Origin of the sequence: Limosilactobacillus sp. DJ3M12 (assembly GCF_947381695.1) — a bacterium.
Taxonomy (GTDB): Bacteria; Bacillota; Bacilli; order Lactobacillales; family Lactobacillaceae; genus Limosilactobacillus; species Limosilactobacillus kinnaridis.
In genome coordinates this window covers 18,248-42,158 of sequence record NZ_CANCWY010000003.1, presented here as the reverse complement: position 1 = coordinate 42,158, position 23,911 = coordinate 18,248, and the positions used below count along the sequence as shown (strand labels likewise).

Sequence of the window (23,911 nt, the reverse complement as noted above, 5' to 3'; positions counted from 1 at the left end):
AAATGGAACGGAAAAGTTTAGACGAAATCAATGGGAGTGTTGATGTACCAAATGTCTATCAAAGTGCATTTTGGCAGAAATTTCTCGCTTATAGTGGTCCCGGTGCTTTAGTCGCCGTTGGTTATATGGATCCAGGTAATTGGTTAACGTCGCTTGCTGGTGGTAGCCAATACCGCTATCAGCTATTAGTAGTCCTTTTTACTGCCATTTTAATCGCTATGTATATGCAATCTTTAGCAATCAAACTTGGCGTTACCACCCGAACCGACCTCGCCCAAGCAATTGCGCGGCGTTTACCTACTCCCCTGCGGATTGCCCTGTGGTTATTTAATGAAATAGCGATGATGGCAACGGACTTAACCGGAGTCGTTGGAACTGCTGTTGCCTTAAATATGTTATTCAAGCTGCCATTGCTTGTCGGGGTGCTATTAACAATTGCGGACGTTTTAGTAGTCCTTTTCTTCCTCCACTTTGGGATTCGCCGAATTGAATTTATCGTTTTAACTGCTATTCTGGTTGTCGGTGCCATCTTTGCGATTGAAGTATGTCGGGCCCACCCTGAATTTTCCGCGATCATGGACGGATTTATTCCCCGTTCCACTATTTTTACTAATCACAGTGAGTTGCTAATTAGTTTAGGGATTGTCGGCGCCACGATTATGCCCCATAATATTTATCTTCATTCCTCCCTGGCGCAAAGTCGACGCTATGATGAGCATGATCCAAAGCAAGTCAAAGAAACGCTCCGTTTTGCTAACTGGGATTCATTAATTCACCTTTTTGCAGCCTTCATCGTCAACGCCCTTCTGCTTGTACTAGGCGGAACCCTCTTCTTTCATGCGGCAAGTCTCGGTAGTCTTGAGGATGTCTTTTTCGGGCTAAAGAATCCCCATATCGTTGGTGCTCTAGCAAGCCCATTAATGAGTTGGTTGTTTGCCTTTGCCCTTTTGGTAACTGGTTTAATCTCCTCCATCACTAGTACCTTGGCTGGACAAATTGTCATGGAAGGATTTATCAACATTCGCCTCCCACTCTGGAAAAGGCGTCTCCTTACGCGGGCCGTAACCTTAGTACCAATCTTAATTATCGGCTTCATGATTAATTTCAACGAAGAACAATTTGAACAACTCATCATTTATGCGCAAATCGTCCTCAGTATCGCCTTGCCATTTACGCTCTATCCCCTTGTTGCTTTGACGGGCAATAAGAAACTGATGGGACCACATGTCAATTCACCATGGCAAACCGTCCTTGGATATGTTTTGGCTAGTTTGGTCACTGGATTAAACTTGCTGGTGTTGGTATAATTTTTGTTTATCATTATAAACCCAATAGATAGATACCCTTATTTTCAATTATCAGTGTTTAAAAAACTAATCAAATATTGTAAGATAATAATAAATTTTGTTGTAATTTTTGATGCAATAAAAGACTGGGCACTATTTACTTTTGGGATAGTAATTTGATATTAAAAATATTTTATCTTTGGTGTGACGCTTTTATCAATCTCATTTTACAACTGAATTAAAGAAGCAGGGCTGAACGATATTTATGTTCAAACCCTGCTTCTTTATTTTAGTTTCGTCGTGCAATCATCACGCGCTGTCCACCTATTTGTTTAACTTTAATGTCTTTAAACCGATAATATTCCAGTAGTTGACGATAGCGTTGTACAGTAGTAGCAGTAATCACGATGGTTCCCTTAAAAGCGAGGACCCTTATCGCCTCTTGCAAAACACGTCCTTGCGTAATTGCCGGTTTTACCTGCTGTAAATTACTAATCAGAACATAGTCAAACTGATGATCAGTGAAAGGCAAATTAGTGTTATCAGTCAATTCTACTTTCGCGCGATCAGCTACTGCCTCTTCTTTGATCAGTTCTTTCACTTGCTGTGCTTGCTTTTCATTTTTAACTATTCCCATAATTTTACCGGGAGCAGTCAATTGCTTGGCAAGGTTAGTAAACGTTTTTCCATTACCAATGCTCATGTCAAGGATTTGAACATCCCCGCATATCGATAAATCAGTACTTATCTTTTTCCAGACTTGTTGCCTTTGCCAGATCAACCATCCAATAATTCCAACAACTATAACAATTACGATCCCAATCACGACTATCAATTCTCTTCACCCATTATTTTAACTAACAATATCGTTTAGCTTCCGAATATCCTTTAACTGCCCAACAACTGTGATTTTATCGTGCGGTTGAATAACGTCATTAGCTTGCGGCATTTGATTAACTTCATCATCCTTACTAACAATGATAATCACATTGACATTATAACGATTACGAAAATCCAGTTCGTCTAAGGTCTTATTAAAGAACTTTGGATTATTAATATTTACTTCTGCCAAAGTTATTTCCTTACTCAAGGTGACATAATCAACGACGCTTGGATTTAGTTGTTGAAAAATAAGCCGCTTAGCTAAATCATGCTCTGGACGAACAACCATATCAGCGCCAATTCGTTCCAAAACGCGCGCATGATTAACATTTTCAGCCCGACAGATTACATCTGGTGCCCCGAGTTCTTTAGCAATTAGCGTGGCCATGATACTTGCTTCAACATTTTTTCCGATTGAAATATACACATGATCAAAACTACCGATATCAAGGTCACACAGAGCATCCTCATCTTGCGCATCCGCAATTACCGCCCGCATAACTGACCCCGCAAATTCATTTACCACTTCTTCACTAGAATCAATCGCCAATACTTCTTGACCAGCTTGAACTAAAGCTTCACATATCGAGGCCCCAAATTGTCCAATTCCAATAACAGCATAACTTTCTTTTTTAGCCAATTAACACACTCTCCTCTGGATAACGATAATTCTTCGCTGCTGTACTTGCATTTAGGATTGAGAACATTACAGTATAAATTCCTACCCGGCCCACAAACATTAAAAACATCATAATAAATTGACCTAATAAATTAAGGTGGGTTGTAATTCCCAACGATATTCCAGTTGTCCCAAAGGCTGCCACTGCCTCAAAAGTAACATACGCCAACGAATCATGTTTTGGCAAATCCTGTGTTTCAACAAGCACCAAAATTGATACAAGCAAAATAAATAAAGCAACAAACAGTAATGTCAAAGCACGATAAATATTTTCTTGGGTAAACCGGCGATGAGCAAATGTCGTGTCTCGCTGTCCACGCAAAGTTGTAAAACTCTGAATCGTTAATAGACCGATTGTTGTGGTTTTAACCCCACCAGCAGTTGACCCCGGCGTTCCTCCGATAAACATCAAAATAACCGTAAACGCGAGGCCGGCAGCACTTAAATCAGTATAAGGAAAAGTAATTAAACCGGCAGTTCGTGGCGTGATTGCCATAAAAATAGTATTGAGAATACGGTTGGGAAAACTTAATTTATCACTTAATTGTGCTAAGTTTTTCTCGGTAATAAAGTAAACAACCGCGGAAACAACGAATAAAACTGCTCCAGTACGTAACGCTAACTGAGTATGCAAGGATAGCCGGTGATATTTAGGATAATTGAGGATATCTTTCCATACTAAAAATCCTAATGATCCGGCAACAATCAAAACAGCAAGCACACATAGCATATAAGGGTCATTAGCATAATTTGCCATACTATTATCGAACAAGTCAAAGCCGGCATTACAAAAGGCTGAGATTGAATGAAAAATACTAAACCATATTCCCTTACCGAGTCCGTAACGCGGATAAAAGTCAAAAAATAAAAATATTCCACCCGCTAATTGGATAAGTACTGAAAGCCGAATAATAAGGTAAACCACGTTCAATTGGGATAAGTGGTCAAGATTAAGGGCTTCTTGAGTTAATAATCGTGTTGACATTCGCATTCGTTGCCGGATCAGTAACGACATCATGACTGCAAACGTCATAAAACCTAAGCCTCCCACTTCCATCAAGATTGCAATCACAATCTGGCCAAATAATGTCCAGTGATGAGCTGTACTAACAAGAGTTAATCCAGTTACGCAGGTTGCACTCGTTGAAGTGAAGAAAGCAGTCATAAAATTTGTCGTTTCTCCTGGTCGTGTTGCAAACGGCAAGGAGAGTAAAATCGTTCCCATAAAAATAACAATTAAGAACCCAAATGTAAGAATTTTGGGAAATGTATATTTATGTTTATTTATTTCAATCACTTTTATCCTTCCTCATATCAATATTACTCAACTAATTATAAGCGTTTTTGTTAAATTCTAAACCATTATTTTATTTCCCGGGAAATCATCTCGAGAAAGCGCTACAATATAACTGTAGATTACCTGATTGCTTTTCCTGAAAGGAGATCCTTTTATGTACTATTCAAACGGAAATTATGAAGCATTTGCTCGTCCCCGTAAGCCGGCGGGAGTGGATAAAAAACATGCTTACATTGTTGGCGCTGGTTTAGCAGGTCTTTCTGCGGCTGTCTTCCTAATTCGTGACGCCCAAATGCCAGGCGAAAACATCCATATTTTTGAAGAGTTACCAATCGCTGGTGGTTCCTTAGATGGTCAAGATCGCCCCGATGTTGGCTTTGTCACTCGTGGTGGCCGTGAGATGGAAAACCACTTTGAATGTATGTGGGATATGTATCGTTCAATTCCATCCTTGGAAATCCCTGGTGCATCTTATCTTGATGAATATTATTGGCTAGATAAGGATGATCCAAATAGTTCAAATTGTCGCTTAACTTATAAACGGGGCAATGAGGTTCCAACTGACGGCAAATACCTTCTCGGTAAGTCAACTAAGGAATTGATGAAACTGATCCTTACACCTGAAGACCAGCTCGGCGACTTAACGATCGGTGATTACTTCTCTGAGGACTTTTTCAAGAGTAACTTCTGGATTTATTGGTCAACCATGTTTGCTTTTGAGAAGTGGCATTCGTTAGCAGAAATGCGGCGATACGCAATGCGATTTATCCACCACATTGACGGCTTGCCTGACTTTACTGCTCTTAAATTCAATAAGTACAACCAGTATGAATCAATGACTAAACCATTGCTTGCATACCTTAAAGATCATGGTGTTAAGTTTGAATACGATACCCAAGTCCAAAACGTCCTGGTTGATACCAAGAATGGTGAAAAGCACGCTAAAAAGATTATTCTTAAGCAAGGCGGCGAAGATAAAGCCATCAACTTAACTGACGATGATCTGGTATTTGTTACTAATGGTTCAATCACGGAAAGTTCAAATTATGGGAGTCATCACCAGGTAGCACAACCAACCCGAGCCCTTGGCGGCAGCTGGAAATTATGGGAAAACCTTGCTAAACAATCGCCAGCATTCGGTCACCCGGATGTCTTTTGTAAAAACATTCCTAACCGCAGTTGGTTCATTTCTGCAACTGCGACCGTTAAGAATCCACAAATTGAACCATACATTGAACGACTAACTAAGCGTGACCTTCATGATGGAAAGGTAAACACTGGTGGAATTATCACCGTCACTGATTCTAATTGGATGATGAGTTGGACCATCCACCGGCAACCTCATTTTAAGAGTCAAAAGCCAAATGAAACCATTGTGTGGATTTATGGTCTCTATTCTGATACAGAAGGTAATTACATCAAGAAACGAATTGTTGATTGTACTGGGGAAGAAATTACTAAAGAATGGCTCTACCATCTCGGTGTTCCAGAAGCTTTAATTGACGATTTAGCAAAAGAAGAGTCGGTTAATACCGTCCCTGTTTATATGCCATTCGTTACTAGCTACTTTATGCCACGGGTAAAAGGCGATCGTCCTGATGTTATTCCTGAGGGGTCCGCTAACTTAGCCTTTATTGGTAACTTTGCCGAATCGCCAACTCGGGATACCGTCTTTACAACTGAATATTCAGTCCGGACGGCAATGGAAGCTGTTTATAGCCTCCTCAACGTTGATCGCGGGGTACCAGAAGTCTTTAATTCGATCTATGATATTCGCGAATTAATGCGAGCAATGTACTATATGAACGATAAAAAGCCGCTTGAAGAAATGGACTTGCCAATTCCAAAGATTGTTAAGAAACCACTGCTCAAGAAAATCAAGAAGAATTGGATTGGCGAATTAATGGAAGAACAACATTTACTTTAAAAAACTAGGGGAGTGAGGCATTAGGTATCTCTACTTTTGTCCCACTCCCTTCAATTTAATATAAAGGAGTCTTTTTTATGACCAATGAAACAATTAAGCACCAATTAAACCATCGTACAATTCGGGCCTTTAAGCCCACAAACCTTTCAGCAGAACAATTGAATACTCTTTACTCTGTTGCTAGTCATACGCCAACCAGTATGTTTATGCAGCAGATGTCAATTATGCACATTACTGATCCAGATAAACGGGCCGCAATCAGAGAAATTAGTAAGCAACCGTATGTCGGCGCAAACGGTGACCTGTTCATTTTGTTAGTTGATCTTTATCGTAACCAACAAATACGACAGCAAAAGGGCAAGGATGATGGCCGTTTACATACCGCTGATATTTTCTTCCAAGGCCTTGATGATGCAATCATGGCTGCCCAAAACATGATTACTGCTGCCGAGAGTATGGGTCTTGGCGTCGTTCCCCTTGGTTCAATCAAAAATGATACGCAAAAAATCATCGAAGTCCTTAATCTCCCTAAAATGACCTTCCCAGTTTTAGGCTTACAAATCGGTATACCTGACCAAGAACCTCAACTAAAGCCCCGCCTGCCATTAAAATTTATCGCATTTGATAATGACTATCCAAAAGAGATCAAGCTCAGTGACCTAAGCGATTATGATCAAGAGGTTACTACCTACTATGACCTTCGTGATGCCAACCGACGAATTGATTCCTTCACCAACCAGATTGCGGGGGCTAAACTCGATCGCCACTATACCAAGCGCGATGAAATTATGAAGGTGTTACACCGACAAGGTCTTTGCACTGATGAAGGAATTGATTAGTTCATCCCCTCAAGAGCAGCTAATGTCGTTAAGGTCGCATCATAATAATTTTTCTCTGTTAAGGGTTTACTGAAGATATGTTTCTGGCTAGCAAACAGATTATCATACCCTTCATTACGATTGCAGCTAACCGCATAAAAAATCGGCGCACTGAAACTATTTGATTGATATTTAACCAATCGGTGACCGTTTAATGAATAGCCAGCCGTAATATAATGCTGTTCACTGAAGAACCTCATCATTTTATTTAAGACTTTCTGAGCTCGTGGATCATTGCTTTTTGCCAACATCATTGGAACCCGACAAGCATTCGCACTATAGTCTCCATCATATTTTCCAGCAACCGTATTCGGCCCCACTGGCTTGGTACTCCCTGGTCGAGCCCAGGCAAAGTCAGGTACTAGTCCTGTTCGGTGCTGTTTACTTAATGCAGTCAGACGGTCAAGCATATTATTTTTGATCATCTGCCACCTTGAATCGTGAGTACAATCGTATAAATGATCAAAAACTGTCGGCATTACATCTGAAGTTCGCAATAAATAATAAAACTTAGAATCCTTCGTAACCCAATCACCCACTGTTAACATGTGCGTGGTTGGGTTATATTCATATTTCATAATATCAGTGGCAATCTGTTGCTCTAGCTTATGATAATAAGGTGCTTTTTGTGGCCAAACTTTTGCAGCCCGGTGAAGAGCCGCAGCAATGTAAAGATCACCATCAGTCGCACTATTATGATCATCAACCCATTGACCTTCTTTATTATAAGACTGACGCCAGGACATTAAGTAAGTTAGCTGGTCATGGTGTTTTCCAACATAATCGCGATGTGCAAGGTAATAGTTAAGTAACTTATCAAAGTCATTTTCACTTGCCCAGCCCTTTTCAGCAGCGCGAGATACTACTTGCAGCCCGTAGCCTTGTCCTTCCGATAATGCAACAGGATGTTTTTGGTCGTTGCTGGTATTAACATACGTTTGCTTATTATTTTTGCGGACCAAATATGTCTCCTGCCACCGCCGATAAGCTTCGTATTGAATATGTTCAGGATTCTTTATTCTTACAAACGCGAGCGTTGCAATATAAATAACTGCAACAACGAGCGTAAGAAGCCAAATATATACTGGACGTTTCATAACTAATCCCCTTATTAGTCAGCAAACCGCTTAGTCTTTACCCATTTTGTCCCGTCACGCCGTAATAGTCGATCAAGTGCAACTGAGATTACCGCATGAATCGAAACAATTATAAATAATTGCGAATAGGTAAAGTATGAAGCAAGCGCTAACCAGATTTGCTTATTCGTCGCTTGCCCAAATTGCGTAGCTGCTGCTGTTGTAATTTGTAAAATATACAAGATTATCATTAATAACCAATTAAAAAGCAAAAGTTGGGCGATTAGGATGTTACTTTCCCCGAATGTAAAGGGAATCATTACCTGTGGATTGAAAAGATGAACAATCCAAAAACCTACGTTCGCTAAAAAGATTGCATCAGAAAGGACGATTGCTGCATTAAACCAGAAAAAAGTACAGGAATAATAAAATGTTTCTAACTTTACTCGCCAATTGCTCTTTCTAAAGAGATACTTAAAATTTTTAAGGACAACTTGGTAGTTTCCCTTTGCCCACCGTAGACGCTGATAATAATAATCATGCAGACGTTCTGGTTCCTGTTGAAAAGCTTCCGAATTATAAGCTAACGCGATTAGTTTTCCACTTTGCATAATCTTAAATGAAATATCAGTATCTTCTGTTAAGGCTCCATTTGCCCAGCCCCCGATTGAACGGACATATTTACTTTGAATGATAAAGTTAGTTCCTGGAATCCGGCCAATCTTAAATAAATGCCAAATTGCACAGTGCTGGATCCGTTGGGTAACAACAATTTCTTGATTAATGCACTTCGTTAAAAAGTTTTGTTCGGCATTGCGTGTCTTATTCCGGCCAAATGCTGCAACGTACCGTGTTGGATTTTCGAGGATTTTTCGTACTAAGAAATAGAGGGCGTTTTTTTCCGGCATTGCATCGGCATCGTAAACACCAATATATTCACCATGAGCCATTTTAAGGGCATCGTTTAAGACACCGGCCTTCCCTCCGCTACCATGACGTTCTATCACCTTTGCTTTTCTTTTCTCATATTTATATTTTGGAAGCTGTAACACTGTTCGGGCCCGTTGAGCAGTTTGATCATTGCAATTATCCGCAAAGATTAATAATTCGACCTTATCTGCTGGATAGTTTAATTCAAGGATTGCTTGGGTCGTCTGCGCAATAACTACTGCTTCGTTATGAGCGGGAACAACAATCGTAATTAATGGATATCGTTTTAATGGGATAATATCCACAATTTTTCTACTATGTTCAAGCCAAAAGTGAACTGCCCCACCTAATGTAATAGATGACATTAATAGCGAACTCCAAATTGAGATCAGGGTCACAATCATTACAAACTCGGTCATTGCTTTTTCCTTTCCCTTTTTACATTTAGTGTTGTCTGTTCAACGCGAAAATAAATCACCCACTGAAGAACCGCAAATATTAATGCCTGAACAAAAAAGATCAGGGTAATCACGAGCGCTAACCAAAAGAAAATCCTTACCATTATCTCTGAACCCCTCTTAGGTACTCAACGACAAGGTCTGTTTCCATATCTCTTTCAATATGACGCATTACACTTTCCAGATTCTTAAATGAAGTCGCATTGATATCATCAACCTTCAAATGTCCCCATTTAAACTGAGGTTTTGAACTATTAATTTGTAATTCATCAAGTCCTGCACGCGTGCTTTGGTTCTGATAAGCAAATATAATATCTGGTAAATGATATGACAAAATTAAAAAAGTACCATCTTCTAAATAGTACAAGGCTTCAGATGGTAATCGTCGCCGTTTTAAGACTTTCGCAATTTTCTGAAGAGCATAGTTGTAATCATTATGATGAAATTGCCGTATTTGGTGATTATGAACCCAGTGAATCGCTGTAACATCAATCCACAAATCAGCAATTTGTTCTTTAATAATGAATTGAAGTTCCTTTTTATAAATCTTATTAGCATTATATGCCGTCTGAAGTTTTACTATTTGATTATAGTGGGTCGCATAGCTTTCTATCTCTGCGCGATTACGGTCAAGCCATCCCCATTCTCCAATAATATAACGACTAAAGTAAGCTAAACTTGCGGTAATTGGAAAGGCAAACAGTAGCATTATTTTGATCGAATTATCCATTACCACATAACCTAGCAATAAAATGGCACTACCAATCGTTGTTAGGCCGATTGCAAGCCAGGTTAAAATAATATTTGGTACTAAGCTCCCTACCATTAAGCCCAAAATGATCATAATCATCATGGCCGTCGTAATAAAATGGGCGTATTGGGATGCCCACCACATCATTAACACAATTGCAGTCAATATTACACAAAGCGCAATAAGCCCCGATTCTACAACATGTCGCCGAATCATAAGAATGTTCTCCCTTTCTTCCTATAAATTAGCAACTAATATCTTAGCACACCTTTTTTAGATTTCACTAGTTTAAAAGCTTGGTAAATAAGGAGTTATGCTTTGTTTGTAAAAATAATTTATCATTTTATAACAAGTAAATTCCCTTGAAAAAATTACTCTTTTCTATATTTAAATTTATAGACATTCATATTAGATATGTTTTATTTTTGTACGTTGATAAGCAAAAGCACAATAATTAAGGTAAACAAAAAAGCCTGATTTAACTGTGCAGGAAAAATCAGGCTTTTAATTTAGTAAACTCATCGATGAAACATAATGTTGCTGATGTTAATTGGATAAAGGGATGCATTGTTTCAATGAAGAGTCTTTTATCTAACTTAAAAACCAAGTGGATTTCTTGTTTATAAGTATTATAGCACACCTGTTGTGAAAATGTTAACTAAGATTTAGGATGATTAAATGTTTTTCGCAACAATTTCTTATTTGTCTACTATTTATCTTATTTTCCAGCAGTGATTATCATCACAATATCACATTATTTCTAATTAAATTTAGAAATAATAAATTACCTTGTCTGTCTCTGATTAAAATTCTCCTCGGTATTTTATAGATAATATCATTGCTTTTATTTAATAATTTTCATTATATCTAGTTCGTTATATTATAATTTATAAAAATAAATATTTTTATGTGATTGGTGTTAAAAAAAGCTAAGATAAGGGTGATAAATAAATTTTGATAAATTTGTTTAAAAGAAATGAATTTATTATTCCTGATCACACCCCATACGGTCAGCAGCGATGATTTTATAGCCATTTATAAACTACTATTTCATTGGATTTTATTTATCAATTTTTATAGAAAGGAGCAGAGTTTTTTTACTTTGTTAGCTAAGTTTAGGGGTATCATTTGAATTATTTAATTTACTTTATAGCTACTTTTCTTCCTTTATCAAATTGATTAAATTGCTTGGATTCATATCACTAATACTTTTAACCTAGTAATTCTCTTTTAGCGTTTCTCATTATTCTTAGAAGCGCTGTTGTTTGATCCAAAAATAGAATATTCATTAATACGCAATTACAAAGCAATCTCTATATTTAAGCTTTCTAATCAAAAAGCAACCTCAGCGTCATCCTTTGACCTCGAGATTGCTTTTTATTTGATTACTGATTTCCAGTTAATTTCCGACGGACTAACGTTGGGTCAGCCTTTCCTGGATTCAATTCGACCAGTTTCCCCGATCCACTGTAAATAATCCATTCTGCTAAGTTAACAATATGGTCTCCAGCGCGTTCTAAATTCCGGATAACGGCCAAATAGCTTTCATAGGCTTTTACATCTTCGCCACCTTTAACCAGTGCTTTCATGATTTCTTTTTGTAATTTCACATAAAGTAAATCAACTTTCAAGTCCTCGTTAGCAACCTCATAGGCAACCTGCTCATCAGTATAGACATAAGCATCAAGGATTCGTTCAAGCATTTTGCGAACAATCATCATCATCTGTTCAATTGGCTGTTCGATGTCTTCATGATGTTCAAATTTACTTAAGGTAATCGCAGCGCGGGCAATATGGGTGGAATAGTCTCCTAATCTTTCGATATCAGTACTAGCTTTTAAGATACTGATAATTTTCCGAAAGTCGGTTGCAACCGGGTTTTGCAATGCCATTAGCTTCAACGCCTGTTTTTCCAAATGAATTTCTTCATCGTTAATCTTTGTATCAGTTGTTAAAACCTTATCTGCTAAGTCCGCATCATGATCCGTAAATGCCTTTGTTGCTTGATAGATCTGCTCACTAGCGTCAATTCCCATTTCCATGAAGTGGCTCCGCAGCCGTTTTAATTCATCGTCAAAAATTGCTCCCATGTTTTCACTCCTAACCAAATTTTCCGCTAAGGTAATCCGCCGTTTGTTGTTGTTGAGGATTCATAAAGATATCTGTCGTCTGGTTAAATTCAATTAATTTTCCTTGGTGCATAAAAGCTGTCCAGTCTGCTGAACGTGATGCTTGCTGCATATTATGGGTAACCATAATAATCGTAAATTTCTCTTTTAATTGTACTAAAGTATCTTCAATTTGCGAAGTCGAAACTGGGTCAAGAGCACTTGTTGGTTCATCCATCAAGATAATTTCTGGTTGAACTGCCAGCGTCCGCGCGATACAAAGCCGTTGTTGCTGGCCTCCTGATAAGGCGAGCGCACTTTCTTTTAAGTGATCTTTGACTTCTTCCCACAAAGCAGCCTGACGCAAACTCTCCTCTACTCGTTGATCAAGGATTTGCCGATCCTTTACTCCGGCAAGCCGTAATCCATAAATAACATTCTCATAGATTGATAAGGGGAACGGTGTCGGTTGTTGAAAGACCATGCCAATTTGTTGACGAATCCGGTAAACATTAACTTTAGGCTGGTTAATATTCAAGTCATGAAAATTAATTTCACCTTTGACCGTTGCTAAGTCATCGTTCATCCGGTTAAGACTTCGTAACAATGTTGACTTTCCTGAACCAGAAGCCCCAATCATTGCCGTAATCTTATTGGCCGGAAATTTCATTGAAACATCATGAACAACGTGTTTGTCACCATATAATACTTGTAAATTTTTCACTTCAAGAGCAACTGAATTTTCCATTCTTTTATCCTCACTTTGCAAGTCGTCGCTTAATTAAATAACCAATATATCTAGCTAATAGGTTAAAGATTAAAATTGTTAGAATCAAAACCGCTGCTGAACCATTTGAAACAGCACGGGCATCTGGAACCAATCCCTCACTGTTAACTTTCCAGATATGGACAGCTAAAGTTTCGGCTGGTCGTAATGGATTTAAGAAACTGGTAGGACTAAATGGGTTCCAATCGGTATAGCTAATTGCCGGTGAACTCTGCCCGGCCGTGTAGATTAAGGCAGCAGCTTCCCCAAAGATACGGCCAGCACTTAGGATCGTTCCAGTAATAATTCCCGGTAAAGCAGCCGGTAAAACAATTTTAGTTGTTACGCGCCACTTTGACATTCCTAATCCCAATCCGGCCTGGCGTTGAAGATAAGGAACTTGGCAAAGGGCGTCTTCACATGCCCGCGTTAAAATCGGCAAGTTCAAAATTGTTAATGCTAGTGCCCCCGCAAGTAAGGAGAAGTCTAACCCCCATTGCAAAACAAAGACTAAGTAACCAAATAATCCCACTACTACTGATGGCAATGAACTTAAAACTTCAATCGCCAAGCGTAATAAGTTTGTCCACCGATTATCTGGTGCATACTCACTTAAGTAAATGGCAGCACACAATGCTAAAGGAATCGAAACGATTAATGTTAAAACAACCAGGTAAAGAGAATTAAATAATTGATCACGAATCCCCCCACCACTTCTAAATGATTCAGCGCTTGACGTTAAGAAATGCCAAGAAATATGGGGAATTCCTGATAGTAATAGGTACGCTAACAAGGCAAATAAAACTAACCCCACTAAACCGGTTAAAGTTAAAATAATCACGGTTGCCAACCGATCTACTTTTTCTGGACGCATTATTTTACCCCTTTCCGGCTAACGAGCCGCATTAAAAGATTGAAGGCCAAGGACATTACTAATAGAATTAAAGCTAAGGACCAGAGTGCATTGTTTGAGATCGTCCCCATGACTGTGTTTCCAATTCCGGTAGTCAAAACACTAGTCAAGGTTGCCGCTGAATGCATCAATCCCGTTGGCATTACCGTCGTGTTTCCAATTACCATTTGGACTGCTAAGGCCTCACCAAATGCCCGAGCCATCCCGAATACCATTGCAGTTAAAATCCCGCTTTTAGCACTCGGAATAATCACCCGCGAAATCGTCTGCCAGCGAGTTGCCCCCAGCCCTGCAGACGCATTGCGATATTGTTTAGGAACCGCCCTAAAACTATCAATTGTCATCGAGGTCATTGTTGGTAAAATCATCAAAAACAATACACAAGTAGCAGCGAGAATTCCAAAGCCAGTGCCGCCGAAAAAGCGACGTAAGAAGGGAACGATTACTGTTAAACCGACATAGCCATATACGACGGATGGAATTCCGACTAATAATTCAATGGTCGGTTGAAGAAGCTTATATGCGGTTGATGGCAAAATCTCTGTGATTGCAATAGCTACTACTAAGGCAAGCGGCAAAGCAATTACTCCTGACAAAAGAGTAACGCTAAAAGAAGTAGCGATCATCGGTAAGGCCCCGAATACATGATCACTTGGCCGCCATTTAATCCCACTTAGAAAATCCCACAATGAATAGTGATTGCCAGTAAAGAGGGCAATTCCTTTCCAAGTTAAAAAGATTAAGATCGTTGCCACTAGTCCCCCAATTAAAGTAATTGCAAGATAACTAATTACTTTCCCTGAGGCTTCCTGCTTACTTTCAACCGAGGGCTGTGTCAAACGTTGTCGTAAGTCTTCCATCGTACTATTTCCTTTCAGTTACTTTCCCAGTTGGTGTTTTTTCAACTTTCATATCATGAATGCTAATATAGTGAGCTTCTGTTACAAGCGTCTTTTGAACTTTCTCGCTTTGCATATACTTAATGAAATTTGCAGTTGATTGGGATGGCTGTTTTTGCGTATACATGTGCTCATATGACCATAATGGCCACTTATTAGTCGTAATGTTATCAGCAGTTGGCGCTACTCCATCAAGGCTAACTGACTGAACTTGGTCATTAAGATAAGCAAATGCAATATAGCTAATTGCCCCTGGTGTATTTCTAATAATTTCTTTGACTGTCCCGTTTGAATCTTGTTCTTGAGCATTTACTGCCTGCATCCCCGGTTTCAATACCGTCTGTTCAAACGCAACCCGTGTTCCACTCCCATGAGCACGATTAATAACTGTAATTGGCAAATCAGGTCCGCCAACTTCTTGCCAATTCGTAATTTGACCAGTAAAAATTTGTTGAAGCTGTTTCATTGTTAAATTCTTAATGCCAAGTTCTTCATTAACAATTGGTACTATTCCCGAAACAGCAACAATATTATCATCTAATTTATTGGCATTAATTCCATCTTGCTGGTCAGCAAAGATATCAGCAGATCCGATATTTACTGCTCCTGCTTGTACCTGACTAAGGCCGGTTCCTGAACCCCCACCCTGCACAATAATGCTGGTTTGGGGATGCTTAGTCCGGTAATCATTTGCAACTGCTTCAGCTAATGGTTGAAGAGCTGTTGAGCCGACAATGGTAATTTTTTCTTGTGATGGTTGTTGCTTAGCGAGTACCCATGACCCACCTAACCAACAAACTATTGCGACGATGACAACCCCGATAATCGTTTTTTTCATTACTATTCCTACCTGTTTATTAGTTGTTTTCATATATTTCGTATGGTACAAATAGAGAATAGCAAGTCGATGTAAATTTTTAATCTTTGTAACGTAAAGGTTATGTAAATTTTGGAGAAAGTATTATGACCAATAAATTTTTGCTAATGAGCCAGCAAGACGATCTCGTCCAACAGTTACAAGCTATTTGTAAAAAAGAACACTGGACCTATGAGCTCGTGACTACTCCGACTGGCTTAGTAGTAGCCTTAGAAAAAAATCAAATTAGCGGAATTTGGTGGGATATGACGGAAGTAAGCTTAGACACCACGATTGCTACCATGACCCTCATTCGGTCGCAAGTTCAAGGACCAATTACCGTTTTTGTTTCTCGCCTTACGGAACGCATTCAACGGAAATTATACCGGGCACATGTTGATGATGTGATTGCATTTCCTCTCCTTCCCAGTGTTTTTCGCCCCTTAATTCAGCAACGCTTGTGGACTTACCACTATCCACAGATGCATTCATTAGCTGATGATAATACAACCAAAAATGACCCAGTAATAACTACTGGATCATGGGAAATTAATCAAGAAACCTATACTGTTACTAAAAATGATAAAACAATTGCTTTAACACCCAAGGAATTTCAATTACTTTCTTACTTAGTTGATCATAAAGGACAGGTATTAAATCGGGATCAACTCGTTAATGGGGTCTGGGGGTATGATATTCTTGATACTTCACGGATCGTTGACATTCACATCAGTCACCTCCGAGATAAACTTGAAGATGACTCTCAACACCCTACTCATCTTCTCACAGTACGGGGATTTGGCTATAAATTTGTTTAAAATAATCATAACCACCCGTCAAACGGGTGGTTATGATTAGTGTAATTAATTTGATTTATTTTTTATACGTGTAGAGTTTAGTAAAACTAAATATACTGTTCAACCGTATTTCGATACTTTAATAGTTCTGTTTGATCCATGGAAGAATCAGGGAGAACAACTTGAGCGCTATCATTGCCACCGTTTTCATCCATTTGTTGACGTCCCCATACTCCCAAAGACATAACGAGACGGGCAAATTCTTGACCACCTTCCGTGAGAACAAAGCAACCAGCTTCTTTAATCGGACTGATCAAATATTTGGTTTGCAGTTCCTCAATTATGGTTATCAATTGATTATCATAAATATTAGTCAACAATTCATGTAATTCATCAAAGTCTAACGGTTTTATTCCTAGCCAGAAAATAGCTTTAGAGTAATCACTATTGTGCAAAAGGCTTAAAGAATAAGTAATGCCATGATTAGTTTCTTGATTCATCATTAACCCACTCTCGCGTACAAAATATTGTAATATTCATCACAAATTATAACATGAGGAAAAAGCAATCTCAAAAGAACCCCCCTATTTATTTATCAGATTATTAATCTTAAAGACACTTTTATAAATAAAGTCAATTTATACAATGAAATCGCTATCAATAACATTATATTGTATATTTACTTTTTAGTAAAATTTGTGCCTCTTTTATTCCAAAAAAATGTGATTTAGGACTACTCATCTTATGAGCGATCAATATTTGTTGCGCTTGTTCACACTGTACTTTTGCTAACTCATTTGGCTGGAATATTTGCAGATAGAATGATAATTGCCGTAATTTAATCGCTAACTGGCTCCGCGCCTTCGTCAAAGTCACATCCTTAAACTACTTATAATCATGAATCATGAAACGAGTTTTCCGGCGCTGTAAAGCATAGTTAATTGAATTGCTCTTAATCCGGTGAAGATCTTGAACTGTGAGGCCGTGTTGACGAAGAAGATAATTAAACATCGTAATCTGCTGGTCGACCTGTCGCCAATCCGTTGCAATATCATCTCGTAATTGTGTAATCTCTTCTTTGGTAAGACGGTGGGTAACTCCTTGTTTTAATTGGTGATATAAGGTTTGCAGATCTTGATAATCGCGTTGGTGGAGTGGAAGGTCAACCTGACTAAATAAGTTGCATCGCTGGTAAAGGATCGTCCCTTCGTGGTTCTTAAATCCCTGCTGGGCAACAACAAACTGGAATATCTTTTTTGGAAAACGCCGACCAGCTTGATAAGCCAAAAGAATACTATCCATATACAGGTTAATTTCATTAATGCCTGCCTGGATCTCCCTCGCGACTTTGTGGGGAATGCTTGCATGCTGCTGGAAGTGAGAGATGCCCAAAAATAGTTGCCGACCAGTTGTCCGTGAACGTAAGATAAATTGATTCTTTAAACGCCGACCACAATCACAATAGAGGTTGTCGCCAGGATGATCATGTTGTCGCTGATACCAAGGATCAATTACCATTCCCTGAAACTCCCAATCAGTCTGTTTAAGATAGTGATGAGTATGAAAACGCGATAGCATCGCATAACGTGTAAACTCACTCAACGCCTGCACCTGATTGGCCGTTAAATGTTGTAAAATAGCTTCTCGCTGTTGACGAGTCAACGCAATAATTTTATCCATCCTCTCATCCCTTTTCTTAAAATACTGTATTACTATATCAAAACAAATGTTCGATTTCAAATTGTCTATTTAATCCTTTTCTGGTAAAATATTTAATTACAAGGAGTGATATTATTTGGATTTAGACATACAGCCCGTGAGGTTGAGTTTAAAAGAATACAAACAAGTTAAACAATTATATATGCGCGCATTCCCGAAATACGAGCGAGAACCGTGGACGTGGTTGCTCATCAAGAGTAAGTATCAACGCGCTGACTTCATGGCCTTCTATGACCAGGAACAGTTTGTTGGATTTGCTTACGTTATTCACAGTCACGGTATGCATTATATTTTGTACCTCGCAGTTAATGATCAAATCCGTTCTCAAGGATACGGGACACGGATTATTAATGAACTTCGTCGCCTTTACCCTGAGGATTCGCTAGCCTTGGACGTTGAGCAGCCTAATCCCCAAGCGGCAAATAATCAGCAGCGGTTACGACGACTTAAATTTTATCGGCGCAATGGCTTTTTCCCAACTCCAAAACTTTTCAAAGAGGAAAAAGTCACATTCCAAGTTTTAGCAACCAATAAAAAAATCAACCAACGAAAGATTGATAAGGCCTTCGAGTGGTTCTCATGGCCGCTTGGTTGGTTGATTCAATAAATGTTTCAATTTTACTAGTTTGAGGCTGTTGAAAAAAGCTTTTTTGCTTTTTCAACAGCCTTTTTTACTGTCAAGAAAATAAGGTTTACAAAAGTGTTACAATTTATATAAGCGAATACATAAAGGAGTGATAACATTGGTAGAACCATTATTTTTAAATCCAGTCTTTCATGAGAAAATTTTTTTTGGAGGGGCGACACCTTGCAACTGATTTCAGTTACCAAATTCCAGAAGGGACAATTGGGGAGTGCTGGGCAATTTCTGGACATCCTCATGGTCCGAATATCATCATAAATGGTCAATACGAAGGCCAACTATTGCCAAAAGTTTATCAGCAACATCCCGAGCTATTTGGCAATCCCCGCTCTTCTGTTTTTCCATTATTAACAAAGATTCTTGATGCTAATGCTAGTTTATCAATTCAAGTTCACCCTGATGATGCTTACGCCGAAGAACATGAACATGAGCACGAGCTAGGCAAAACAGAGTGTTGGTATGTCATTCATGCAGAACCAGGGGCTTATTTAACATACGGCCATACCACAAAAACACGCGATGAACTTATTAAGATGATCGATAATCACCAATGGGCAAAACTCTTTAGTAAAAGGCCAGTAAAAACGGGGGACTTTGTCTATGTGCCAAGCGGAACTATCCATGCCTTAAATAAGGGAATTATCGTCTTAGAAACCCAGCAAAGTTCTGATACCACTTATCGGATCTACGACTATGACCGTCGAGATAAAAAACAGGTCAGCTACGCCAGCTTCATTTAAAACAAGCAAAAGACGTGACAACAGTGCCATTTACTGAGCCACAAATTAACCCCCGCATCGTCCATGATGATAGTTCAATAATTACTACTTTAATTTCTCAACCTGACTCACCATTCTTTACCGTCTACAAGTGGGAGATCAATGATTAAACCAGCTTGACCTGGTAAAGGAATTGGGCGCTACTGAAACAATTAATAACACGGCTGAAGATCCCGTCAAAGCAATTAAGGAAATCGTTCCGCGTGGTGTAACTTATGCAATCGATACTACCGGAAACACCGGTGTAATTAAGTCAGCAATTGATAGTCTTGCCACCGCTGGAGAATGTGTCCTCTTAGGAGTTGGCGGCGATATTACCTTAAACTTAATGAATGATATCTTATCAGAATCTAAGAAAATCTCTGGGGTTGTCGAAGGAGATAGCAATCCCCAAGAGTTTATTCCTCAACTAGTTAAGTACTACAAGCAAGGCAAGTTCCCCCTTGATAAGCTTGTTAAGTATTACGATTTCGCTGATATCAACCAAGTTATCGCTGACTCAACCAACGGAAAGGTTATTAAGCCAATCATCAAAATTGATCCTGAATTAGCTAAATAATTAGGTGGAGTGTTTTTATGAAAGTAATTTTTGTTTGCCTTGGTAATATTTGCCGCTCACCAATGACGGAAGCAATGTTCAAAAAAATGGTTGCAGAAGCTGGTCTTGCTGATCAAATTACTATTGATTCAGCCGGAACAAGTAACATTGCAGAAGGTTCACCTGCTGATAGTCGAACAAAAGCCATTCTCAATAAATATCACATTAAAGACGACGGAATGATTGCCCGTCAATTGCAGGACAGGGATTATTATGATGCCGATTATATTATCGCAATGGATCAGATGAATGTCCGGGACGCAAAAGATACGGCACCAGCTGGGTTAGAAAATAAGGTTCATGGAATCTTTGAAGCTACCCCAGAAAAAGAAAATTGCTATATCGTTGACCCCTGGATTACTCATCGATTCCAAGATACCTATGATAGCTTAAGTGAAGCCCTCCCCAATTGGCTTGCTAAGCTAAAGAAGGAAATTAAATAACTGGTTATCAAAAAACACGCCTGAAAATTTCAGCCGTGTTTTTTCTTTTTATTGGTAATTAAGATCGTCAAACTTCTTATCAGCGTTTTGTTGCGCCATATCCTTTGATTGGTAGTAAACAGCATCTACCCAATTTCCGGCACCCCCGGCTGATACAAGAACTTTAACCTGCTTTCCATCGATTGTTTCGGTCTTAACAGTATATGATGAACCGTCACCGGCATTTTGAACCCAACCACGGATATTTAACCATCGTGATCCATCCATGTTAAAGAAGCTGGCTTTCCCCCAGTTCTTAGTAGCGTTTTGGATTTCTTCGTTAGTATAGTTATCCTCGTCTTCACCCCACTCAGAATCCTGTTTAAAGAGTTGAGTTGTTGTACTGCTATTCTCGCCACTGTAGGTAAAGGTATGAGGACCAAATGTTATTGTTGAATCAGCATCATTATCTGCTGAATACCATGTTCCCTGCATTTCACTTGGAACATCAATAGTACCACTGCGGCCATACTTATGATCATTGCCAGAATTACTGGTGCTTGCTGAGGAATTGCTATCCCCACTGCGCTTATCGACTACCTGTGCCTTAGCAGCTAAGTCATTAACGAGCTTTCCCTGACCTTCTTGATTAACATAATTGGCCATTTCTGACTTTGAGATTGTGGCGAGTTTAGTACTCTTTTGATTTTCCTTGACATTTTGGTAGATGTTTACATCATCGTTATTAACAGTGTAAACCAAGCCCTGCGACTTTCCACCAGCAGTCACATCATAAGCTACTCCTTGTCCTCCATCACTCAATTGGTATTTAGAACTTGGGTAAAGATTTACCTGCAATCCCTCTTTTTGCGCTTCTTTAGCCATGGCAGCCCAATTCCCACCATAACGAAGGCCACAATACGTACTAATCAAACTAACAGCTTCTTGGGGGCTCATGTTATCACTATTAACTTTCACATTACTTTTAGCCACTAATAAACTACTGCTTGAGGCAGATGAAGAATTAGCCGCTTTATTGTTAGCCTGATTTCCACAACCAGCTAATAATAGGCCCATCCCCGTAACCATTAAAAATCCTATTTTCTTATTCATATTAATATACTCCTTAAAAAAATGAGGCTGGAGAAAATTTTTGTTTTCTCCAGCCTCAACTGTTTTTATGAACAATAGTAAGATAACATGGAAAATAACCACAAGGCTCAAGTCTAAGTACGGACGATAATCGCCGTCCTAGCTTAGTCCACCGCCTTGTCGAGGGGGTTATTTCCCACTTCCATATTTAACTAAGCCCGTGACTTGTAGCTACCATCAGTAGTGTTGATGATTAACTTGTCACCGTTCTTGATAAATGCAGGAACGTTAACAACTAAACCAGTTTCCATCGTAGCAGGCTTACCACCACCATCGATAGTAGCACCCTTAATCATTGGTTCAGTTTCAGCAACAGTTAATTCAACAGTAGTTGGTAATTCAACACCAATGATGTCGCCGTTAACAAAGTTTAAGATAACCTTCATGTTTTCAACAAGGTAGTTCTTGTCGTCACCAAGCAAGTCATGGTTTAAACTGTATTGTTCGTAGCTTTCAAGGTCCATAAATACGGCTGAGTCACCTTCATCATAAAGGTATTGAGCAGAACGCTTGTCAACGTTAACTTGTTCAACCTTTTCAGATGGACGCATAGTAGTGTGGACAATTGAACCTGAACGGAGATCTTGGATGTCCATTTGCATTAAAGTGTTACCCTTACCAGGCTTGTGGTGGTTGATTTGAAGAACCTTTAATAACTTACCGTCACGTTCAAAAACCATACCTTTTTTCAAATCAATTGTTTGAATCATAGTATAAAAACTCCTTCATATAAAACTGAACTCTTTTACCGATTAATGGGACTTTGCTTTAAAGCAAGCCTTAATCTTCGGCTTCGTTCCGTGCCGTTAATCATAGATAGTTACCATCTATAATTTACATTCACTGTCTATTGTATCACATTCCCTAATCACAACAATAGCAGTTGTTAGGATGTTTTATCAATAAAAAACTGTCTGCCTATTTCATAGTTTTCAATAGACAAACAGCTTTTTTCTTTGATCGATACTTCTAAACTAGCTCAAGATGTAATTGCTTTTCACCGATGAATCCAGCGCGCTTAAGAACAAGGTAAAGAGCAATTGAAAGAACAGCGGGTACTACCACGCCGAAAACCATGTATGTGCTGAACTGAGCCCAGCCGCGTGATAAGTAAGCAATTGGTGCAATCAAGGAGTTTAGTCCCAATCCTCCTAAGGTCGATGTTGAACGGAAATCAAACAGAACTGTTGCAATTGGTGCACAAACAGCTGCCGAAACAACCGTTGGAACTAAAAGATAAGGATTGATGAGGAGATTGGGAAATTGAACTTTAGGGGTAACAAGTCCTTGGGCGATATTTGCGCCAAGGTTATTTTGCCGAAATGACATCGCAGTAAAACCAACAAATTGAGCAGTAGTACCGATCAAGGCAGCCGCCGAAGAGATCGGATCAAGCATCAACGCAACGGCCAAGGCTGCAGAAGAGGCAGGCGTCATCAGAAATAGGGCCCACACAACGGAAATTACCATTGATCCTAAAACTGGTGAAACTTGCATCGAATGCGCAATGTAGGCGGACACAGCAAGAAGCGCCGGCGTAACAACTGCCGCAACGACTAGACCAAAACTGATCCCCACGGCTAACGCACCAAATGGAACAAGAACCATATCAAGTGGCGTCTTTCCGGTTAAATACTTACCGACAAGAACAGCAACAAGCGCCGCTAAAACAGCAGAAACAGGTTGGCCAGTAGTAAGAACCGGTGCTCCCGCTGCCGCCGCAGTTACTTGCCCTGTTGCAGTCATTCCTTTAACCGCCGTATCAGTAAAATGAACACCATTTGATCCAACGGTAGCCGCTACCATTGATGCAAATGTAACTAATGTATTTGTGTTCATCTGTGAAGCAACCGCAACCCCAATAGCAGGCGCTAATAATGCTTGAGCCTCACCACCAATTAGGGTAAGGACATGGATACCTGTCAAGTTACCAATTGTTTGAGTTAATAATCCTCCTCCTAGAACGACCAAAATAGCATTAGCCACCGCCGCAAAAATTCGATAGGCCACTTCCTTGACCTTTGATGAATTTTGATAAGTTGCATTAGCTTTAGAATTGCTAACTCGATTTTCCATCATTAACGCCTCCTTATAA

Annotated in this window: 23 protein-coding genes and 1 pseudogene; 8 read left to right on the top strand and 16 right to left on the bottom strand. The window is 39.3% G+C overall.

Annotated elements, in window-relative coordinates; translation table 11 throughout:
- Positions 1 to 2 precede the first annotated feature (2 nt).
- On the top strand, positions 3 to 1,307 hold the full coding sequence (locus QOS06_RS03455; protein WP_085679027.1) for an Nramp family divalent metal transporter: 1,305 nt from the start codon (positions 3 to 5) through the stop codon (positions 1,305 to 1,307).
- 268 nt (positions 1,308 to 1,575) lie between these two features.
- Here the strand turns inward: QOS06_RS03455 and QOS06_RS03450 are convergent, their stop codons facing one another.
- From QOS06_RS03450 to QOS06_RS03440, 3 genes are read right to left on the bottom strand one after another with little or no spacing between them, the layout of a single operon-like run.
- The gene (locus QOS06_RS03450; protein ID WP_085679030.1) at positions 1,576 to 2,121 is read right to left on the bottom strand and encodes a class I SAM-dependent methyltransferase; all 546 of its coding nucleotides are present in this window, start codon (positions 2,119 to 2,121) and stop codon (positions 1,576 to 1,578) included.
- 18 nt (positions 2,122 to 2,139) lie between these two features.
- The gene (locus tag QOS06_RS03445) at positions 2,140 to 2,808 is read right to left on the bottom strand and encodes a potassium channel family protein (protein WP_085679035.1); all 669 of its coding nucleotides are present in this window, start codon (positions 2,806 to 2,808) and stop codon (positions 2,140 to 2,142) included.
- The gene (locus tag QOS06_RS03440; protein ID WP_085679038.1) at positions 2,801 to 4,144 is read right to left on the bottom strand and encodes a TrkH family potassium uptake protein; all 1,344 of its coding nucleotides are present in this window, start codon (positions 4,142 to 4,144) and stop codon (positions 2,801 to 2,803) included. Before QOS06_RS03440 ends, QOS06_RS03445 begins: the two co-directional genes overlap by 8 nt.
- 154 nt (positions 4,145 to 4,298) lie before the next feature.
- On the opposite strand from QOS06_RS03440, the gene QOS06_RS03435 reads away from it, so the two are divergent.
- Both QOS06_RS03435 and QOS06_RS03430 read left to right on the top strand, forming a co-directional pair.
- Positions 4,299 to 6,071, top strand: coding sequence for an oleate hydratase (locus QOS06_RS03435; protein WP_085679041.1), 1,773 nt, complete (start codon positions 4,299 to 4,301; stop codon positions 6,069 to 6,071).
- Positions 6,072 to 6,148: 77 nt separating this feature from the next.
- Positions 6,149 to 6,910: an NADPH-dependent oxidoreductase gene (locus QOS06_RS03430; protein WP_283595497.1), complete on the top strand. Its 762-nt coding sequence runs from the start codon at positions 6,149 to 6,151 to the stop codon at positions 6,908 to 6,910.
- Here the strand turns inward: QOS06_RS03430 and QOS06_RS03425 are convergent.
- From QOS06_RS03425 to QOS06_RS03390, 8 genes are all read right to left on the bottom strand, one after another.
- A complete protein-coding gene (locus QOS06_RS03425; RefSeq protein WP_085679044.1) occupies positions 6,907 to 8,046 on the bottom strand; it encodes a glycosyl hydrolase family 8 in 1,140 nt (379 codons plus the stop codon). The two genes, QOS06_RS03430 and QOS06_RS03425, sit on opposite strands and share 4 nt — an antisense overlap.
- A gap of 14 nt (positions 8,047 to 8,060) precedes the next feature.
- Positions 8,061 to 9,374: a glycosyltransferase family 2 protein gene (locus tag QOS06_RS03420; protein ID WP_085679047.1), complete on the bottom strand. Its 1,314-nt coding sequence runs from the start codon at positions 9,372 to 9,374 to the stop codon at positions 8,061 to 8,063.
- A 142-nt stretch (positions 9,375 to 9,516) separates the two neighbouring features.
- Positions 9,517 to 10,380: an efflux RND transporter permease subunit gene (locus tag QOS06_RS03415; RefSeq protein ID WP_085679050.1), complete on the bottom strand. Its 864-nt coding sequence runs from the start codon at positions 10,378 to 10,380 to the stop codon at positions 9,517 to 9,519.
- 1,169 nt (positions 10,381 to 11,549) lie between these two features.
- Complete coding sequence (gene phoU, locus QOS06_RS03410) at positions 11,550 to 12,254, bottom strand: phosphate signaling complex protein PhoU (RefSeq protein WP_029507504.1); 705 nt, start codon at positions 12,252 to 12,254, stop codon at positions 11,550 to 11,552.
- 10 nt (positions 12,255 to 12,264) lie between these two features.
- The gene (gene pstB, locus QOS06_RS03405) at positions 12,265 to 13,020 is read right to left on the bottom strand and encodes a phosphate ABC transporter ATP-binding protein PstB (protein ID WP_085679053.1); all 756 of its coding nucleotides are present in this window, start codon (positions 13,018 to 13,020) and stop codon (positions 12,265 to 12,267) included.
- A 10-nt stretch (positions 13,021 to 13,030) separates the two neighbouring features.
- Positions 13,031 to 13,912, bottom strand: coding sequence for a phosphate ABC transporter permease PstA (gene pstA, locus QOS06_RS03400; RefSeq protein WP_085679056.1), 882 nt, complete (start codon positions 13,910 to 13,912; stop codon positions 13,031 to 13,033).
- Positions 13,912 to 14,811, bottom strand: coding sequence for a phosphate ABC transporter permease subunit PstC (gene pstC / locus QOS06_RS03395; protein ID WP_085679059.1), 900 nt, complete (start codon positions 14,809 to 14,811; stop codon positions 13,912 to 13,914). Before pstC ends, pstA begins: the two co-directional genes overlap by 1 nt.
- 4 nt (positions 14,812 to 14,815) lie before the next feature.
- Positions 14,816 to 15,688: a phosphate ABC transporter substrate-binding protein gene (locus QOS06_RS03390; RefSeq protein WP_165929373.1), complete on the bottom strand. Its 873-nt coding sequence runs from the start codon at positions 15,686 to 15,688 to the stop codon at positions 14,816 to 14,818.
- A 125-nt stretch (positions 15,689 to 15,813) separates the two neighbouring features.
- Between QOS06_RS03390 and QOS06_RS03385 the strand changes: the two genes are divergently transcribed.
- Positions 15,814 to 16,524, top strand: a complete 711-nt coding sequence (locus tag QOS06_RS03385; RefSeq protein WP_085679065.1) for a winged helix-turn-helix transcriptional regulator — start codon at positions 15,814 to 15,816, stop codon at positions 16,522 to 16,524.
- Between the two features lie 86 nt (positions 16,525 to 16,610).
- Here the strand turns inward: QOS06_RS03385 and QOS06_RS03380 are convergent, their stop codons facing one another.
- Both QOS06_RS03380 and QOS06_RS03375 read right to left on the bottom strand, forming a co-directional pair.
- Positions 16,611 to 17,006 (bottom strand): hypothetical protein, encoded by a 396-nt coding sequence (locus QOS06_RS03380; protein WP_143449318.1) that lies wholly within the window; start codon positions 17,004 to 17,006, stop codon positions 16,611 to 16,613.
- A gap of 382 nt (positions 17,007 to 17,388) precedes the next feature.
- Positions 17,389 to 18,183 carry a hypothetical protein gene (locus QOS06_RS03375; protein ID WP_283595493.1) on the bottom strand — a complete coding sequence of 265 codons (795 nt, stop codon included), beginning with the start codon at positions 18,181 to 18,183 and terminating at the stop codon, positions 17,389 to 17,391.
- Positions 18,184 to 18,298: 115 nt separating this feature from the next.
- On the opposite strand from QOS06_RS03375, the gene QOS06_RS03370 reads away from it, so the two are divergent.
- The 4 genes and pseudogenes from QOS06_RS03370 to QOS06_RS03355 all read left to right on the top strand — a co-directional run bounded on the left by QOS06_RS03370 (position 18,299) and on the right by QOS06_RS03355 (position 20,685).
- Complete coding sequence (locus tag QOS06_RS03370; protein WP_003671533.1) at positions 18,299 to 18,829, top strand: GNAT family N-acetyltransferase; 531 nt, start codon at positions 18,299 to 18,301, stop codon at positions 18,827 to 18,829.
- Between the two features lie 136 nt (positions 18,830 to 18,965).
- A pseudogene (locus tag QOS06_RS03365) lies at positions 18,966 to 19,748 on the top strand (type I phosphomannose isomerase catalytic subunit); the annotation flags it as partial.
- A gap of 17 nt (positions 19,749 to 19,765) precedes the next feature.
- Positions 19,766 to 20,203: a zinc-binding dehydrogenase gene (locus QOS06_RS03360; protein WP_085679076.1), complete on the top strand. Its 438-nt coding sequence runs from the start codon at positions 19,766 to 19,768 to the stop codon at positions 20,201 to 20,203.
- Between the two features lie 17 nt (positions 20,204 to 20,220).
- Positions 20,221 to 20,685: a low molecular weight protein-tyrosine-phosphatase gene (locus QOS06_RS03355; protein WP_085679079.1), complete on the top strand. Its 465-nt coding sequence runs from the start codon at positions 20,221 to 20,223 to the stop codon at positions 20,683 to 20,685.
- A 48-nt stretch (positions 20,686 to 20,733) separates the two neighbouring features.
- On the opposite strand, the gene QOS06_RS03350 is transcribed toward QOS06_RS03355, so the two are convergent.
- The 3 genes from QOS06_RS03350 to QOS06_RS03340 form a co-directional block, all read right to left on the bottom strand.
- Positions 20,734 to 21,777 (bottom strand): hypothetical protein, encoded by a 1,044-nt coding sequence (locus QOS06_RS03350; RefSeq protein WP_085679082.1) that lies wholly within the window; start codon positions 21,775 to 21,777, stop codon positions 20,734 to 20,736.
- A gap of 191 nt (positions 21,778 to 21,968) precedes the next feature.
- Positions 21,969 to 22,526 carry an elongation factor P gene (gene efp, locus QOS06_RS03345; protein WP_003664757.1) on the bottom strand — a complete coding sequence of 186 codons (558 nt, stop codon included), beginning with the start codon at positions 22,524 to 22,526 and terminating at the stop codon, positions 21,969 to 21,971.
- A gap of 259 nt (positions 22,527 to 22,785) precedes the next feature.
- The gene (locus QOS06_RS03340) at positions 22,786 to 23,895 is read right to left on the bottom strand and encodes a PTS sugar transporter subunit IIC (protein WP_085679085.1); all 1,110 of its coding nucleotides are present in this window, start codon (positions 23,893 to 23,895) and stop codon (positions 22,786 to 22,788) included.
- Positions 23,896 to 23,911 lie beyond the last annotated feature (16 nt).